This window comes from Streptomyces sp. NPDC043896, assembly GCF_056435605.1.
The window spans coordinates 44,665-60,664 of sequence record NZ_JBWKEE010000007.1 but is presented as its reverse complement, the minus strand read 5'-3'; the positions used below and the strand labels follow the sequence as shown (position 1 = coordinate 60,664).

Here is a 16,000-nt window from a genome sequence, read left to right as displayed (position 1 = left end):
ACCCACCGCCCCCAGCCACGCACACCGGCCCCGGCCCGTCAGGAATGGGCGCGCTGGGACAAGGACAGGGTGCGGTGGGCGGCCGCGACCACCGCGGGGTCGACGAAGCGGCCGTCCGGGAGGGCGAGGGCCCCCGGCGTGGCACGGGCGGCCGTGACGATCTCCTCGGCGGCGGTGACCTCCTCGGGCCCCGGGAGGAAGGCCCGCTCGATCACCGGCAGCTGCCGCGGGTGGATCGCCGCACGGCCGAGGAAGCCCAGGGCCCGGCCCCGCGCGCAGGAGGCGGCCAGCGCTTCCAGGTCCCGGATGTCAGGGAAGACCGACTGGGCCGGCGGAGCCAGCCCTGCGGCCCGGGCGGCCACGACGACCCTGGAACGCGGCCAGTCCAGCCCGCTCTCGGCGCAGACGCCGAGGTCCGCGCACAGGTCCGCCTCGCCCAGCGTCAGCCCCTGCAGGGAAGGGTGGGCGCGTGCGATCTCGTACGCCCTCTCCACCCCCAGCGCGGACTCCAGCAGCGCGTACAGCGCCACCCCTCCGGTGCGGTCCGCGACCCGGACGATCTGTTCCGGCGCGTCGACCTTCGGCAGCCGCAGACCCGCGAGGCCGTGCAGCCGGGACAGCGCGGTGAGGTCGGCGCCCGACCAGGGTGAGCCGAGGGCGTTGACGCGGACGTGGACGGGGACCGGGGGCCGCTCGGTGAGCAGTTCGGCGGTGGCCGCGCGGGCGTACTCCTTGCGCGAGACCGACACCGAGTCCTCCAGGTCGACGATGACGGCGTCGGCCCCGCTGCGCAGGGCCTTCGCCACCACCTCGGGGCGGTCCCCGGGTGCGTAGAGCCAGGTCAGGATCACAGGGCCCCCTCCAGGCGGAGAGCGGAGATCTCGGCGCCGGTGAGGCCGAGCTCGGTCAGGACGGAGTCGGTGTCCGCGCCGTGCGGGCGGCCGGCCCAGCGGATCCCGCCGGGGGTCTCGGACAGCCGGAAGAGGACGTTCTGCATCCGGAGGGGGCCCAGCTCGGGGTCCTCGACCTCGGTGACCGTGTCGAGGGCCGCGAACTGCGGATCGGCCATCACGTCCCGGACGTCGTAGACGAGGGCGACGGCGGCCTCGGCCTCCTCGAAGGCCGCGAGCACGTCGTCGGCCTTGTGACGGGCGATCCAGCCGCCGACCGCCCCGTCGAGGACCTCCGCGTGCGCCGCCCGGCCGGAACCGGTCGCGAACCAGGGCTCGGCGATCAGCTCCGGCCGGCCGACGAGCCGCAGCACGCGCTCCGCGACGGACTGCGCCGAAGTGGACACCGCCAGCCAGCGGCCGTCGGCGCTGCGGTAGGTGTTGCGGGGGGCGTTGTTGGCGGAGCGGTTGCCGGTGCGGGGCTGGACGTAACCGAGCTGGTCGTACCAGAGGGGGTGCGGGCCGAGGACGGTCAGGATCGGTTCGATGATCGCCAGGTCGACCACCTGCCCGTGACCGGTCCGCTCCCGCCCGGCCAGCGCGGTCATCACCGCGTACGCGCAGGTCAGCGCGGCGATGGAGTCGGCGAGGCCGAACGGTGGAAGGGTCGGCGGCCCGTCCGGCTCCCCGGTGATCGAGGCGAAGCCGCTCATCGCCTCGGCGAGGGTGCCGAAGCCCGGGCGATGGGCGTACGGGCCCTGCTGCCCGAAGGCCGTGACGCGGGCCAGGACGAGGCGCGGGTTGGCGGCGGACAGCTCCGGCCAGCCCAGGCCCCAGCGCTCCAGGGTGCCGGGGCGGAAGTTCTCGACGACCACGTCGGCGGTGGCGGCCAGCCGCAGCAGGGTGTCCCGGCCGCCGGGCGTGGACAGGTCGAGGGTCATCGTCCGCTTGTTCCGCCCGAGCAGCTTCCACCACAGCCCGACCCCGTCCTTGGCGGGCCCGTGGCCCCGGGAGGGGTCGGGCCGGCGGGGGTGCTCGACCTTCACCACCTCGGCGCCGAAGTCCCCGAGCAGGGTGGCGGCCAGCGGTCCGGCGAAGAGCGTGGCCAGGTCGAGCACGCGCAGCCCCGCCAGGGGGCCGCCGGACGCCTGCGTCCCGGCCGGGGCCGTCCCCGTCGCCTCCGGGCGCGTCACCACGCCGCCCCCTCGGCGGCCCGGGCGGCCTCGGCCCGGGTGACCTCGGCGCGGGTCGGCATCGAGTCCTGCGCCCCGGGCCGCTGGACGGACAGCGCCGCCGCCAGCGAGGCCCAGCGCAGCGCCTCGGGCATGGCGCGGCCCTCCCCGAGCGCCACCGCCAGCGCCCCGACGAACGTGTCCCCGGCGGCGGTGGTGTCCACCGCCCGCACCCGGGGGGCCGCCACCGTGAGGGGCTCGCGCCCCCGGGCCGCGTACAGGCAGCCGGCCGCGCCCAGGGTGACCACCACCTCGGGCACTTCGCGCAGCAGCGCCTCGGCGGCCCGGTGCGGATCGGTGAGCCCGGTGAGCGCGGCGGCCTCGTGCTCGTTCGGCACCAGGAGGTCGGTGGCGGTCAGCAGCCCGGCGGGCAGCGGCTGTGCGGGGGCCGGAGTGAGGACGGTGCGGACCCCGTGCGCGCGGGCCGCCTCCGCCCCGGCGACGACGGCCTCCAGCGGCAGCTCCAGCTGGAGCAGCAGGCAGTCGGCGGCGCCGATCCGCGAGGCGTCGCCCGCCTCCAGGCCGGTGACCAGGCCGTTCGCGCCGGGGATGACGACGATGCTGTTGGCGCCCTCGTCGTCGACGGTGATGTGCGCGGTGCCGCTGGCGCCCTCGACGGTGCGCAGGGCGGCGGTCTCGACCCCGGCCGAGGCCAGCCCGGCCCGCAGCCGTACGCCGAACTCGTCCGCCCCGACCGCGCCGATCATCACCACCTCCCCGCCGAGGCGCGCGGCGGCCACCGCCTGGTTGGCGCCCTTGCCGCCGGGGACCGTGCGGAACTCCCGCCCGGTGACGGTCTCCCCGAGGCGGGGGGCCTTGGGCACGTAGGCGACGAGGTCCATGTTGGTACTGCCGAGCACGGCGATGGCCGTCATGAGCGGGCTGCCTCCTGGGCGGTGAGGTGGGCGAGGGTGTCGAAGCCGACGCCGTCGAAACCGGCGACGGTGGTGGCGAGGCGGTTCCCCAGCGGGGCGGTCCAGCGGTCCGGGATCCGGTCGGGGGAGCCGGCCAGCAGCCCGGCGAGCGATCCGGCGGTGGCGCCGTTGGAGTCGGTGTCCCAGCCGCCGGACACGGCCCGGCACACGGAGTGGGTGAAGTCCCCGTCGGCGTGGGTGAGGGCGGCGGCGATCAGGGCGGTGTTCGGGACGGCGTGCACCCAGTGGTAGCGGCCGTAGCGGGCGTGCAGCCGGTCTACGACGCGGTCGAAGCAGGCCTCCTCGCCGGCCGCGCGGATCCCGAAGCGGACGGCTTCGGCGAGGCGCGAGGCGGGCGGTACGACGGCCAGCCCGGCCCGCAGCGCGCGGTGCACGTCGGCCCGGCCGGAGGCGGCCTCGGCGATGGCGGCGGCGGCGAAGAGGGCGGCGTACACCCCGTTGGCGGTGTGGGTGAGGGTGGCGTCCCGCCAGGCCTGTTCGGCGGCCGCGGCCGGGTCGCCGGGGTTGGTCCAGCCGTGGACGTCGGCGCGGATGAGGGCGCCGATCCACTCGCGGAAGGGGTTGTGGTGGGTGGCCGTGCGCGGGGGTTCCAGCCCTTGGAGGAGGTTGCGGTAGGCGACGCGCTCGGCGGTGAAGGTGCGGCCGGCGGGGAGTTCGTCGAGCCAGAGGCGGGCCAGGTCGGCGGTGGTGAAGCCCTTGCCGTGCCGCCGGAGCAGCAGCAGCCCGAGGAGGGGGTGGTCGAGGTCGTCGTCCTCGGGCGCGCCGTCGATGTTCTCGGCGAGGGAGGTGGACGCGGAGCGGCGGTTCCACGGGTACGCGGCCAGCAGCCCGGCGGGGACGCCGCGTGCGGTGAACCAGTCGTCCAGCGGCCAGTTCCCGGCGGCGCGGGCGAGGGCCCGGATGCCGTCGAGGGGGAGCTTCTCGACGGGCTTGCCGAGGACGCAGCCGACGGCCCGCCCGAGCCAGGCGGCCTCCAGCCTGCGGCGCAGCCCGGGTTCCGGCGCCGTGCCGGGCGGGCCGGGGTGCGCGGGCGCGGTGGCGGGGCCGGTCCCGGCCGCGGCCGGTTCCCGGGTCTGCGGCGCGGGCCAGGTGGCCCGGATGGCGGGCCAGTCGGTGGGCTCCGCGGCCGCCGAGGGGACGGGGAGCTCCGCGAGCCCGGTCAGCAGGCGGGTGGCGAGCGCCCGCAGGTCCGGCGCGGCCGGGGCGGCGGAGGCCCCGGCCCGGGCGGGGGCCGGGCGGCCGCCCGCCGCGAGCCAGGCGCGCAGGGCGGGGCCGGGGTCGCGGCCGTCCTCGGCGGCCTGGCGCAGCTCGTGGCCGACCAGGTCCTCGGGCTGCACCCAGGTGAGCCGCACCCGGCCGGGGGCGGTGGTGGCCGGAGCGGGGGTGCCCAAGGCGTCGGTGCTGCCCAGGGCGGCGGTGGTGGGCGGGGCGGTGTTGGCGGGGGTGCCCAAGGCGGCGGCGTTGCCCGGGGCGGTGGCGGGGGCCGGGGTGTGCCCGGTGCAGGGGGCCGTCATCGCGCGGGGGTGAGGGCGGCGAAGGCGGCCTCGTGGGCGCGCCGGCGGGCGCGGTCCCGGTCGAAGACCTCCCGGGCCACGGCGGCCAGTGCGGCGGCCGGGGCGTGCAGGTCGAGCCGGCTGGCTTCGGCGACCTGCTTCGCCCAGGCGGCCGGTACCGCCGACTCCCCGCCCAGGGCGCCGGCGATCGCCCCGGCCATGGTGGCGGTGGAGTCGCAGTCGCGGCCGTAGTTGACCGCGCCGAGCACCGAGGTCTCGTACCGTCCGCCGGCGACGAGCAGCATCCCGAGGGCGATCGGGAGCTCCTCGATGGAGTGCAGCCGCGAGGGGCGCCGGGCGCCGAGCGAGGGCGCCCGGTAGTCCGGACCGACCGAGTCGTACGGGGCCACGGCGGCCCGCAGCGGGGCGAGCGCCGACTCGAACTCCCGGTGCCGCAGCGCGACTTCGCGTACGGCCGCGATGGCGTCGCGGGTGCCGTCCTTGGCCAGGGCCAGCGCGGTGTCCACGACGGACGCGGCCGTCGCGCCCGGGGCGCAGGCCGCCGCGACGGCCGCGGCGAAGACGCCCGCCGCCTCGCGCCCGTACGAGGACTGGTGCGCGCCCGCGACGTCCAGCGCCTCGGCGTAGGCGGCGGCCGGGTTGCCGGCGTTGACCAGGCCGACGGGCGCCATGTACATCGCCGCACCGCAGTTGACGATGTTGCCGGCGCCGGCCTCGCGCGGGTCCGCGTGCGCGTAGTGCAGCCGGGCCACGATCCACTTCTCGGCGAGGAAGATCCGCTGGAGGGGCAGGGCCTCGGTCTCCAGCTCGGGGATCCAGCGCGGGGTGCCCATCAGGTCGGGCACGAGGTGCTCGGCGACCGCGTAGGCGTCCAGGTGGTCGCGTACGGCCGCGTAGACGCGCACCAGCGCGTGCGTCATGAGGGTGTCGTCGGTGACGTGGCCGTCGCCCTTGTGGTACGGGGCGATGGGCCGGGCGGTGCGCCAGTCCTCGTGCCAGGGGCCGACGATGCCGTGCACGCGGCCGCCGTGCCGTTCGCTGATCTGCTCCGGGGACCAGCCCTCCACCGGCCCGCCGAGGGCGTCGCCCACGGCGGCGCCGACGAGAGCGCCCGAGAACCGGTCCTCCAGTGTGAGGGTCATGCCCGAATCATCCCTTCAGGGTGGTGAGTTCCGTACGCGAGAGCAGCGCGGCGAGTTCGACGAGGTCGGTTCCGGCCAGCCGGGGCAGGGCGCAGCCGGAGAGGGTGCGGCAGGCCTCGCGCCAGGAGGCGGGCAGGGAGCCGCCGCCGCCGAGGGCGCCGGTGAGGGCGCCCGCGAGGGCGGGGGCGGAGTCGGCGACGCGGGACAGGCAGGCGGCGGCCGGGACGGCCTCGCAGGCCCTGCCGCGGGCGGCGGTGGCCAGGGCGAGGGCGACGGGGACGGTCTCGGCGGCGGCGATGCCGTAGCTGTAGACGTGGTCGACGATCTGGTGCTCCAGCAGGGGGACGAGGGCGAAGGCGCCGCCGGTCTCCGCGCGTGCGAGCTTGACGGCGTGGCGGGCGTTGCGGCCGACCTCGGTGACGGCGGGCAGCTGGGCGAGCGCGGCCTCGACGGCGGTGTCGGTGTCCGCTCCGGCGAGGGCGGCGGCGACGGCGGCGGCCATGGCGCGGGCGCCGTGGACGCCGTCGCCGTCCTGGGTGTAGCGGGCGTCGAACTCGGCGAGGTCCGCCGCCGCTTCGGGGTCGCCGGGGTGTACGACGGCGAGGACGCAGGCGCGGACGCAGGCGGCGTCGTCGAAGTAGTGCGGGTTGTCGTGGCCGGTGGCGGGCGGGCGCAGCCCGGCGGCGAGGTTGCCGAGACCGGCGCGTACGGAGATCCGGGCGCGCATGGGCAGGACGGCGGACTCGACCTCGGGAGCGCGTTCCGCGGCGGCGGCCACCTCGCTGGCCAGGGCGTTCCAGGCGAGGTCGATGGCGGCGCGCATGCGGCGGGAGCGGGAGAGGTCGCTGAGCAGCACGCCGGCGGCGGTGAGTACGGATTCGGCGGCGAAGGCGGCCCATTCGGCGTCGTCGGAGGGGCCGAGGCGCAGCGGTTCGGGGGGCTGGTTGAGGGCGATGGGGACGGGGAGGGTGGTGGTGGCGTTCTGCTCGGCGAAGGTGTCGAGTTCGCGGGTGAGGCGGCGGGTCCACTCGGGCATCCGGCTGGCCCGGTGCCGGGCGGCGGGCCACCCGGCGGCGTCGCCCGCGGCGAGCCCGAGGAGCACCCCCTCGATCCGCCGGGCGGCCTCCGGCGGGGTGGCGGGGGCACGGCTCGCCTGCGGCGGCGGGGCCGGTGCGGTACGCGGCTCCGTGCGCGGGGTCCGGCCGGGGGCGGCGATGTCCCCCGCCCCGCCCCTTCCCGGAACCGGGGGCGAGCCCCCGGCCCCCGGGGCCCCGCCTCCGGCTGCCCGCGTCCCGGCCCCGGCTGCGGGGGCGGTCGCGGTGGCGGGGGTGGGCGCCGCCGGTCCGGGCCGGCCGGCCCAGGTGATGCCGGTGGGCGGCGGGGCGCCGGCAGTGGCCGGGGGCGTCGCGTCCCCCGGGGCGGTGGGCGGGCGCGGGGCCGTGCCCGGCCCGGCTCCGTCGCCCGGGTGCGGCCCCTCGGCCGCTGGGGCCGGGGTGCGGGGGAGGTCCTGGGCGGGCGGGTCGGTGAGGGCGGTGTCCGGGGTCATCGGGCGGGCTCGGTTTCCGGGGTGAGGAGGTCGGCGATGTCCAGGACGTGGTAGCCGCGCATCGACGGGAGGCAGCTGCCGCGGACCGGGCCGATGGCCGCGGCCCAGGGGGCGGGGACGGCGGCGGCGCCCGACAGTGCCCCCGCCAGGGCGCCCGCCACCGCCGCCGTGGTGTCGGCGTCCCGGCCCATGTTCACTGCGGTGAGGACCGAGCCCGGGAAGTCGCCCCCGCAGGCGGCGAAGGCCCCGAAGGCCAGCCCCACCGCCTCCGGCGCCAGGTCGGTCCACGGGTAGCCGCCGATGACCACCGCCGAGCGCACCGCCCGCTCCCCGCGCGGGGCGGCCGTGACGGCGCGGCGCAGCGAGCGGGCCGTCCAGGAGTCGGAGGGGATGACCGACAGGGCGGCCGAGACGACCGAGGCGGGGGAGCCGCCGGCCATGGCGGCCGCGACCCCGGCGGCGACGGCCTGGCCGCCGTAGATGCCCTCGCCGTCGTGGCTGACCGTGCCGTCGATGGCGACGAGCCGGGCCGCCTCCGCCGGGCGGCCCGCCGCGAACACCCCGAACGGCGCCGCCCGCATCGCCAGGCCGTCCGACCACGCGTGCCGGTGCTGGGCCGAGATCGGCGCCGCCAGGCCCCGGCGGAGGTTCTCCAGCGTGCCGCGCTCCGAGAAGCCCGCGCCCCGGAAGGGGCCCTCGTCCAGGTCCGCGATCCAGTGGTGCCAGGCCCGTTCGACGTGCGCGACGGTGAGGGCGGAGCCGTGGCGGGCCAGCAGCAGGCCCGAGAAGATCGCGTACTCGGTGTCGTCGGTGCCCGCCGGGTCGTCCGAGACGAACCCCTCGATCCGGCCCCACTTCGCCCGGATCTCCGACGGCTTCATGTTCTCCGCGGGGGCGCCCAGCGCGTCACCCACGGCGAGGCCGAGGAGCGCGCCCCTGGCCCGTTCGAGGAGGACCTGCGGATTGCATGCAATCAGCTCCATGGCGCGCCTCTCCACTTGGTGGGGGACCCATCATGAGCCCTTGGGGGATTTGTGCCACGGCATGAGGTTTGTCGGTCGCCGCGAAACGCCCCCCGCGCACCCCCGTCACCCGGTCGCCGACCCGCGAAACCCCAGGTAAGTACGGCCTTCCTTGCTGGCGGGAGCCGAAAATCGTGCGTACTTTCGAGGTGTTCAGGGGGAGCGCCCCGCGCCCGGGCACAGCTGCGCGTTGCTTTCGCGTACCCGCTCGTCCCCGCTCGTACAAGAGGGGAGATATGCCGCATGTCCATCATCGACATCGAAGCACCGCTGCACACCGCCCACCGCGACAACCACACCCACCGCGACGTCAACGGCGGATGGCTGCGGCCGGCTGTCTTCGGCGCCATGGACGGGCTCGTCTCCAACCTGGCCCTGATGACCGGTGTGGCCGGCGGTGCGGTGGCCCCCGCGACGATCGTCATCACCGGCCTCGCCGGTCTCGCGGCCGGCGCGTTCTCGATGGCGGCCGGCGAGTACACCTCCGTCGCCTCGCAGCGCGAGCTGGTCCTCGCCGAGCTGGACGTGGAGCGCCAGCAGCTGCGCAAGCACCCCGTCGACGAGATGGAGGAGCTGGCCGAGCTCTACGTCTCGCGCGGGGTCGAGCCCGCCCTCGCCCGCGAGGTCGCGATGCAGCTCTCCCGCGACCCGGACCAGGCGCTGGAGATCCACGCCCGCGAGGAGCTCGGGATCGACCCCGACGACCTGCCCTCGCCGCTGGTCGCGGCCGTGTCGTCCTTCGGTTCCTTCGCGCTGGGCGCGCTGCTCCCCGTCCTGCCCTACCTGCTCGGGGCGACCGCCCTGTGGCCGGCCGTGCTGCTGGCGCTGCTCGGGCTCTTCGTCTGCGGCGCGGTGGTCGCGCGGGTCACGGCCCGGTCGTGGTGGTACAGCGGTATGCGCCAGCTTGTCCTGGGTGGCGCCGCCGCGGGTGTGACGTACATCCTGGGAACCTGGATCGGCGGCGCCATAGGCTAACGGCGTCGGGAGTGAGACACTATGCAGTACGCAACATAAGTAGTCCGTTACCCGGTGGTTTCGGTTCCGTCACCGCTGGGCATCAGACCAGGGCGCCGGGCAACGATGCCCTCTCGCGCCGGGACCTTCGACCCGTGTTGTCCCAGCAGAAGCCTCCGCGAAGCCCCCGCAGAGCCGCGGCACTCCTCGCAGGAGCCTCTGCACCCCCGAGAAACCCCTTGAAGGTCCCTTCTTTCTGCCTCGCGCAGTGTCCGCATGCTGGAATGTGATATCCGGTTCTCGGAATTACCGTCATCATGTAACCTGCACGAAATTTCGCAGAGGGCCAACGTCGTCCCTCGGCTAGCACATTGCCACGACGACGACGGGAGAGCCGATGCGTTCCGCATCCACGCACTCCGCGACCGGCCTCAGCAACACCGCCTGGTCGCCCATGGACGGTCGCCCCGCCCAGCAGGGCATGTACGACCCGCGCAACGAGAAGGACGCCTGCGGCGTCGGATTCGTGGCGAACCTCACCGGCGAGGCCACCCACACCCTCGTCGAGCAGGCCCTGACCGTCCTGCGGAACCTCGAGCACCGCGGCGCCACCGGCTCCGAGCCGGACTCCGGCGACGGCGCGGGCATCCTGTCCCAGGTGCCGGACGCCTTCCTCCGCGAGGTCGCCGGATTCGATCTCCCCGAGGCCGGCGCCTACGCCGTCGGCATCGCCTTCCTCCCCGCCGACGGCACCGCACAGGCCGTCGCCGTGGAGCAGATCGAGGCCATCGCCGCCGAGGAGAACCTCACGGTCCTCGGCTGGCGCGAGGTCCCGGTCACCCCGGACCTGCTCGGCAACGGCGCCCGCACCACGATGCCCGCCTTCTCGCAGCTCTTCGTGAGCAACGGCAGCACCGGCATCGAGCTGGACCGCAAGGCCTTCGTCCTGCGCAAGCGCGCCGAGCGCGAGGCCGGCGTCTACTTCCCGTCGCTCTCCGCCCGCACCATCGTCTACAAGGGCATGCTGACCACCGGCCAGCTGGAGCCCTTCTTCCCGGACCTCTCCGACCGCCGCTTCGCCTCGGCGCTCGCCCTGGTCCACTCCCGGTTCTCGACGAACACCTTCCCGTCCTGGCCGCTCGCCCACCCGTACCGCTTCGTCGCGCACAACGGCGAGATCAACACGGTCAAGGGCAACCGGAACTGGATGAAGGCCCGCGAGTCCCAGCTGGCCACCTCCGCCTTCGGCGAGGCCGCCCTGGACCGCATCTTCCCGATCTGCACCCCGGACGCCTCCGACTCGGCCTCCTTCGACGAGGTCCTGGAGCTGCTCCACCTCGGCGGCCGGTCGCTGCCGCACAGCGTGCTGATGATGATCCCGGAGGCCTGGGAGAACCACGCCTCCATGGACCCGGCCCGCCGCGCGTTCTACCAGTACCACTCCACGATGATGGAGCCCTGGGACGGCCCGGCCTGCGTCACCTTCACCGACGGCACCCAGGTCGGCGCGGTCCTCGACCGCAACGGCCTGCGCCCCGGCCGCTACTGGGTCACCGACGACGGCCTCGTCGTCCTCGGCTCCGAGGTCGGCGTCCTCGACATCGACCCGGCCAAGGTCGTCCGCAAGGGCCGCCTCCAGCCCGGCAAGATGTTCCTCGTCGACACCGCGCAGAAGCGCATCGTCGAGGACGACGAGATCAAGGACGAGCTGGCCGCCGCCGCCCCCTACGCGGAGTGGCTGGAGACCGGCGAGATCGAGCTGACGGACCTGCCCGAGCGCGAGCACATCGTGCACACCCACGCCTCGGTCACCCGCCGCCAGCAGACCTTCGGCTACACCGAGGAAGAGCTGCGCGTCATCATCGCGCCCATGGCCCGCACGGGCGGCGAAGCCCTCGGCTCCATGGGCACGGACTCGCCCATCGCGGCCCTGTCCGAGCGCCCCCGGCTGCTCTTCGACTACTTCACCCAGCTCTTCGCGCAGGTCACCAACCCGCCGCTGGACGCCATCCGCGAGGAGCTCGTCACCTCGCTGCTGTCCTCGATCGGCCCGCAGTCCAACCTGCTGGAGCCGACCGCCGCGTCCTGCCGCAGCGTCACCCTGCCCTTCCCGGTGATCGACAACGACGAGCTCGCCAAGCTCATCCACATCAACGCCGACGGCGACATGCCCGGCATGAAGGCCGCGACCCTGTCGGGCCTCTACCGGGTCTCCGGCGGCGGCGACGCCCTCGCCGCCCGCATCGAGGAGATCCGCGCCGAGGCCGACGCCGCCATCGCGGCCGGCGCCCGCCTGATCGTCCTCTCGGACCGCCACTCGGACGCCGAGCACGCGCCGATCCCGTCGCTGCTGCTCACCTCCGCCGTGCACCACCACCTCATCGCCACCAAGCAGCGCACCCAGGTGGGCCTGCTCGTCGAGGCCGGTGACGTCCGCGAGGTCCACCACGTCGCCCTGCTCATCGGCTACGGCGCCGCCGCAGTCAACCCGTACCTGGCCATGGAGTCCGTCGAGGACCTCCTGCGCGCCGGCACCTTCCTCTCCGGCCTGGAGCCCGAGAAGGCCATCAAGAACCTGATCTACGCCCTCGGCAAGGGCGTCCTCAAGGTCATGTCGAAGATGGGCATCTCCACCGTCGCCTCCTACCGCGGCGCCCAGGTCTTCGAGGCCGTCGGCCTGAACGAGGAGTTCGTCGGCACCTACTTCGCGGGCACCGCCACCAAGATCGGCGGCGCCGGCCTGGACGTCATCGCCAAGGAGGTGGCCGCGCGCCACGCCAAGGCGTACCCGGCCTCCGGCATCCCCGCCACGCACCGCGCGCTGGAGATCGGCGGCGAGTACCAGTGGCGCCGCGAGGGCGAGCCGCACCTGTTCGACCCGGAAACGGTCTTCCGCCTCCAGCACGCGACCCGCAACCGCCGGTACGACATCTTCCGCAAGTACACGGACCGGGTGAACGAGCAGTCCGAGCGCCTGATGACGCTCCGCGGCCTGTTCGGCTTCAAGTCCGACCGCCCGTCGATCTCCATCGACGAGGTCGAGCCGGTCTCCGAGATCGTCAAGCGCTTCTCCACCGGCGCCATGTCGTACGGCTCCATCTCCAAGGAGGCGCACGAGACCCTCGCCATCGCCATGAACCAGCTGGGCGGCAAGTCCAACACCGGTGAGGGCGGCGAGGACCCCGACCGCCTGTACGACCCGGCGCGCCGCTCCTCGATCAAGCAGGTCGCCTCCGGCCGCTTCGGCGTCACGAGCGAGTACCTGGTCAACGCGGACGACATCCAGATCAAGATGGCGCAGGGCGCCAAGCCCGGCGAGGGCGGCCAGCTGCCCGGCCACAAGGTCTACCCGTGGGTCGCCAAGACGCGTCACTCGACGCCGGGTGTCGGCCTGATCTCGCCGCCGCCGCACCACGACATCTACTCCATCGAGGACCTGGCCCAGCTGATCCACGACCTCAAGAACGCCAACCCGGTCGCGCGCATCCACGTGAAGCTCGTGTCCGAGGTCGGCGTCGGTACGGTCGCGGCCGGTGTGTCCAAGGCCCACGCGGACGTCGTCCTGATCTCCGGCCACGACGGCGGAACGGGCGCCTCCCCGCTCACCTCGCTCAAGCACGCGGGCGGCCCCTGGGAGCTCGGCCTCGCCGAGACCCAGCAGACCCTGCTGCTCAACGGGCTGCGCGACCGCATCGTCGTCCAGACCGACGGCCAGCTCAAGACCGGCCGCGACGTCGTCATCGCCGCGCTGCTCGGCGCCGAGGAGTTCGGTTTCGCGACCGCGCCGCTCGTCGTCTCCGGCTGCGTCATGATGCGCGTCTGCCACCTGGACACCTGCCCCGTCGGCATCGCCACCCAGAACCCGGTCCTGCGCGACCGCTTCTCCGGCAAGCCCGAGTTCGTCGTCAACTTCTTCGAGTTCATCGCGGAGGAGGTGCGCGAGCTCCTCGCCGAGCTGGGCTTCCGCACCATCGAGGAGGCCGTCGGCCACGCCGAGCTCCTCGACACCAGCAAGGCCGTCACGCACTGGAAGGCCCAGGGCCTCGACCTGGAGCCCCTCTTCCACGTGCCCGACCTGCCCGAGGGCGCGGTCCGTCACGCCCTGGTCGAGCAGGACCACGGCCTGGAGAAGGCCCTCGACAACGAGCTCGTCGAGCTCGCCGCCGACGCGTTGAACGCCGAGACCGCCGAGGCGGCCCAGCCGGTCCGCGCCCAGGTGGCGATCCGCAACATCAACCGGACCGTCGGCACCATGCTCGGCCACCACGTCACCAAGAAGTTCGGCGGCGCGGGCCTGCCCGACAACACGATCGACCTGACCTTCACCGGTTCGGCCGGCCAGTCCTTCGGCGCCTTCCTGCCGAAGGGCGTCACCCTCCGCCTGGAGGGCGACGCCAACGACTACGTCGGCAAGGGCCTCTCCGGCGGCCGCATCGTGGTCCGCCCGGACCGCGCCGCCGACCACCTCGCCGAGTACTCCGTCATCGCTGGCAACACCATCGGCTACGGAGCCACCGGCGGCGAGATGTTCCTGCGCGGCCGCACCGGCGAGCGCTTCTGCGTCCGCAACTCCGGCGCCCTGGTCGTCTCGGAGGGAGTGGGCGACCACGGCTGCGAGTACATGACCGGCGGTACGGCGGTCGTCCTCGGCGAGACGGGCCGCAACTTCGCGGCCGGCATGTCGGGCGGCGTCGCGTACGTCATCGACCTCGACCCCCGCCAGGTCAACGTCGGCAACGCGGAGGCCGTCGAGGCCCCTTCGGACGCCGACAAGCAGTGGCTGCACGATGTGGTGCGCCGCCACGAGGAGGAGACCGGCTCGACCGTGGCCGCGAAGCTCCTGGCTGACTGGGACGCCGCCGCGGCCCGCTTCAGCAAGATCATCCCGACCACGTACAAGGCAGTGCTCGCCGCCAAGGACGCCGCTGAGCTGGCCGGACTCTCCGAGTCCGAGACCACCGAGAAGATGATGGAGGCGGCGACCAATGGCTGACCCGAAGGGCTTCCTCACCACCCCGCGCGAGACCGCCTGCACCCGTCCCGTGGCCGAACGCCTCAAGGACTGGAACGAGGTCTACGTCCCGGGCTCGCTGCTCCCGATCATCAGCAAGCAGGCCGGCCGCTGCATGGACTGCGGCATCCCGTTCTGCCACAACGGCTGCCCGCTCGGGAACCTGATCCCCGAGTGGAACGACTACGCGTACCGCGAGGACTGGGCGGCCGCGTCGGAGCGCCTCCACGCGACGAACAACTTCCCCGAGTTCACGGGCCGCCTGTGCCCCGCTCCGTGCGAGTCGGCGTGCGTCCTCGGCATCAACCAGCCGGCCGTCACGATCAAGAACGTCGAAGTCTCGATCATCGACCAGGCCTGGGACAACGGCGACGTCACCCCGCAGGCCCCCGAGCGCCTGTCCGGCAAGACCGTGGCCGTCATCGGCTCCGGCCCGGCCGGTCTCGCCGCCGCCCAGCAGCTGACCCGGGCCGGCCACACCGTGGTCGTGTACGAGCGCGCCGACCGCATCGGCGGCCTGCTGCGCTACGGCATCCCCGAGTTCAAGATGGAGAAGGTGCACATCAACCGCCGCATCGAGCAGATGCGCGCGGAGGGCACCAAGTTCCGCACCGGCATCGAGGTCGGCCGTGACATCACGGCGACGGACCTGCGCAAGCGGTTCGACGCGGTCGTCGTCGCGGCGGGCGCCACGGTCTCCCGCGACCTGCCGGTCCCGGGCCGTGACCTCAAGGGCATCCACTTCGCGATGGAGTACCTCCCGCTCGCGAACAAGGTCCAGGAGGGCGACTTCCTGGCCCCGCCGATCACCGCCGAGGGCAAGCACGTGGTCGTCATCGGCGGCGGCGACACCGGCGCGGACTGCGTCGGCACCGCCCACCGCCAGGGCGCCCTCTCGGTGACCCAGCTGGAGATCATGCCGCGTCCGTCGGAGGACCGCCCGGAGTCCATGCCGTGGCCGACCTTCCCGATGCTGTACAAGGTCACCTCGGCTCACGAGGAGGGCGGCGAGCGGATCTACTCCGTCTCCACCACCCACTTCGAGGGCGACGAGGACGGCAACGTCCAGGCCCTGCACCTGGTCGAGGTGTCCTTCGAGGGCGGCAAGCTGGTCCAGAAGCCCGGCACCGAGCGGGTCCTCCCGGCCCAGCTGGTCACCCTGGCGATGGGCTTCACCGGCACCGACCAGGCCAACGGCCTCGTCGAGCAGTTCGGCGTGGACCTGGACGAGCGCGGCAACATCGCGCGCGACGCCTCGTACGCCACCAACGCCGACGGCGTCTTCGTCGCCGGTGACGCGGGCCGCGGCCAGTCGCTCATCGTGTGGGCCATCGCGGAGGGCCGCTCGGCAGCCCGCGGCGTGGACCGCTACCTGACCGGCACCAGCACCCTCCCGTACCCGGTCAAGCCGACGGACCGCTCGCTGATGGTGTAGCCCCCTTCTGGACGCCGGGCTCGCACCGCTTTGATGCGCGGCCCGTGTCACTGGTAGCGCCCCCGCCGCGCGAACGGCGGGACCCCTCATACGGTCCGTACAACGGCGTACGGAACTCCGACCCGCGCCCGCCATGACTCCTTCTGGACGCCGGGCTCGCACCGCTCGGCCGCAGGCGGCCTCCCGGGCTTCACCCGGCTGCGCCGGCCTCCGGCCGTCGGTGCGCGGCCCGTGTCACTGGTAGCGCCCCCGCCGCGCGAACGGCGGGACCCCTCATACGGTCCGTACAACGGCGTACGGAACTCCGACCCGCGCCCGT

Annotated in this window: 10 protein-coding genes; 3 read left to right on the top strand and 7 right to left on the bottom strand. The window is 74.4% G+C overall.

What is annotated here, in order from left to right:
- Positions 1-38: 38 nt before the first annotated feature.
- Genes AC069X_RS12090 through AC069X_RS12060 form a run of 7 tightly spaced genes read right to left on the bottom strand, consistent with a single transcriptional unit; the run spans position 39 to position 8,242 of the window.
- Complete coding sequence (locus tag AC069X_RS12090) at positions 39-851, bottom strand: HpcH/HpaI aldolase/citrate lyase family protein (protein ID WP_478727704.1); 813 nt, start codon at positions 849-851, stop codon at positions 39-41.
- On the bottom strand, positions 848-2,083 hold the full coding sequence (locus AC069X_RS12085) for a CaiB/BaiF CoA transferase family protein (protein ID WP_478728163.1): 1,236 nt from the start codon (positions 2,081-2,083) through the stop codon (positions 848-850). The genes AC069X_RS12090 and AC069X_RS12085 overlap by 4 nt, the downstream gene beginning before the upstream one ends.
- The gene (gene rbsK, locus AC069X_RS12080) at positions 2,080-2,997 is read right to left on the bottom strand and encodes a ribokinase (RefSeq protein ID WP_478727702.1); all 918 of its coding nucleotides are present in this window, start codon (positions 2,995-2,997) and stop codon (positions 2,080-2,082) included. The genes AC069X_RS12085 and rbsK overlap by 4 nt, the downstream gene beginning before the upstream one ends.
- Entirely contained in the window at positions 2,994-4,571 is a 1,578-nt protein-coding gene (locus AC069X_RS12075; RefSeq protein WP_478727701.1) for an ADP-ribosylglycohydrolase family protein, read from the bottom strand. The genes rbsK and AC069X_RS12075 overlap by 4 nt, the downstream gene beginning before the upstream one ends.
- The gene (locus AC069X_RS12070) at positions 4,568-5,713 is read right to left on the bottom strand and encodes an ADP-ribosylglycohydrolase family protein (RefSeq protein WP_478727699.1); all 1,146 of its coding nucleotides are present in this window, start codon (positions 5,711-5,713) and stop codon (positions 4,568-4,570) included. The genes AC069X_RS12075 and AC069X_RS12070 overlap by 4 nt, the downstream gene beginning before the upstream one ends.
- 7 nt (positions 5,714-5,720) lie before the next feature.
- Positions 5,721-7,259, bottom strand: coding sequence for an ADP-ribosylglycohydrolase family protein (locus tag AC069X_RS12065; protein WP_478727697.1), 1,539 nt, complete (start codon positions 7,257-7,259; stop codon positions 5,721-5,723).
- On the bottom strand, positions 7,256-8,242 hold the full coding sequence (locus AC069X_RS12060) for an ADP-ribosylglycohydrolase family protein (RefSeq protein WP_478727695.1): 987 nt from the start codon (positions 8,240-8,242) through the stop codon (positions 7,256-7,258). The genes AC069X_RS12065 and AC069X_RS12060 overlap by 4 nt, the downstream gene beginning before the upstream one ends.
- 282 nt (positions 8,243-8,524) lie before the next feature.
- Between AC069X_RS12060 and AC069X_RS12055 the strand changes: the two genes are divergently transcribed.
- The 3 genes from AC069X_RS12055 to AC069X_RS12045 all read left to right on the top strand — a co-directional run bounded on the left by AC069X_RS12055 (position 8,525) and on the right by AC069X_RS12045 (position 15,681).
- Positions 8,525-9,256: a VIT1/CCC1 transporter family protein gene (locus AC069X_RS12055; RefSeq protein WP_478727693.1), complete on the top strand. Its 732-nt coding sequence runs from the start codon at positions 8,525-8,527 to the stop codon at positions 9,254-9,256.
- Between the two features lie 433 nt (positions 9,257-9,689).
- A complete protein-coding gene (gltB, locus tag AC069X_RS12050) occupies positions 9,690-14,228 on the top strand; it encodes a glutamate synthase large subunit (RefSeq protein WP_478728161.1) in 4,539 nt (1,512 codons plus the stop codon).
- Entirely contained in the window at positions 14,221-15,681 is a 1,461-nt protein-coding gene (locus AC069X_RS12045) for a glutamate synthase subunit beta (protein ID WP_478727692.1), read from the top strand. Before gltB ends, AC069X_RS12045 begins: the two co-directional genes overlap by 8 nt.
- The last annotated feature ends 319 nt before the right edge of the window (positions 15,682-16,000 follow it).

Coding starts and splice junctions, on each gene's coding strand:
- rbsK (WP_478727702.1), bottom strand. CDS start 2,997: ATGACGGCCATCGCCGTGCTCGGCAGTACCAACATGGACCTCGTCGCC.
- AC069X_RS12075 (WP_478727701.1), bottom strand. CDS start 4,571: ATGACGGCCCCCTGCACCGGGCACACCCCGGCCCCCGCCACCGCCCCG.
- AC069X_RS12070 (WP_478727699.1), bottom strand. CDS start 5,713: ATGACCCTCACACTGGAGGACCGGTTCTCGGGCGCTCTCGTCGGCGCC.
- AC069X_RS12065 (WP_478727697.1), bottom strand. CDS start 7,259: ATGACCCCGGACACCGCCCTCACCGACCCGCCCGCCCAGGACCTCCCC.
- AC069X_RS12060 (WP_478727695.1), bottom strand. CDS start 8,242: ATGGAGCTGATTGCATGCAATCCGCAGGTCCTCCTCGAACGGGCCAGG.
- AC069X_RS12055 (WP_478727693.1), top strand. CDS start 8,525: ATGTCCATCATCGACATCGAAGCACCGCTGCACACCGCCCACCGCGAC.
- gltB (WP_478728161.1), top strand. CDS start 9,690: ATGGACGGTCGCCCCGCCCAGCAGGGCATGTACGACCCGCGCAACGAG.
- AC069X_RS12045 (WP_478727692.1), top strand. CDS start 14,221: ATGGCTGACCCGAAGGGCTTCCTCACCACCCCGCGCGAGACCGCCTGC.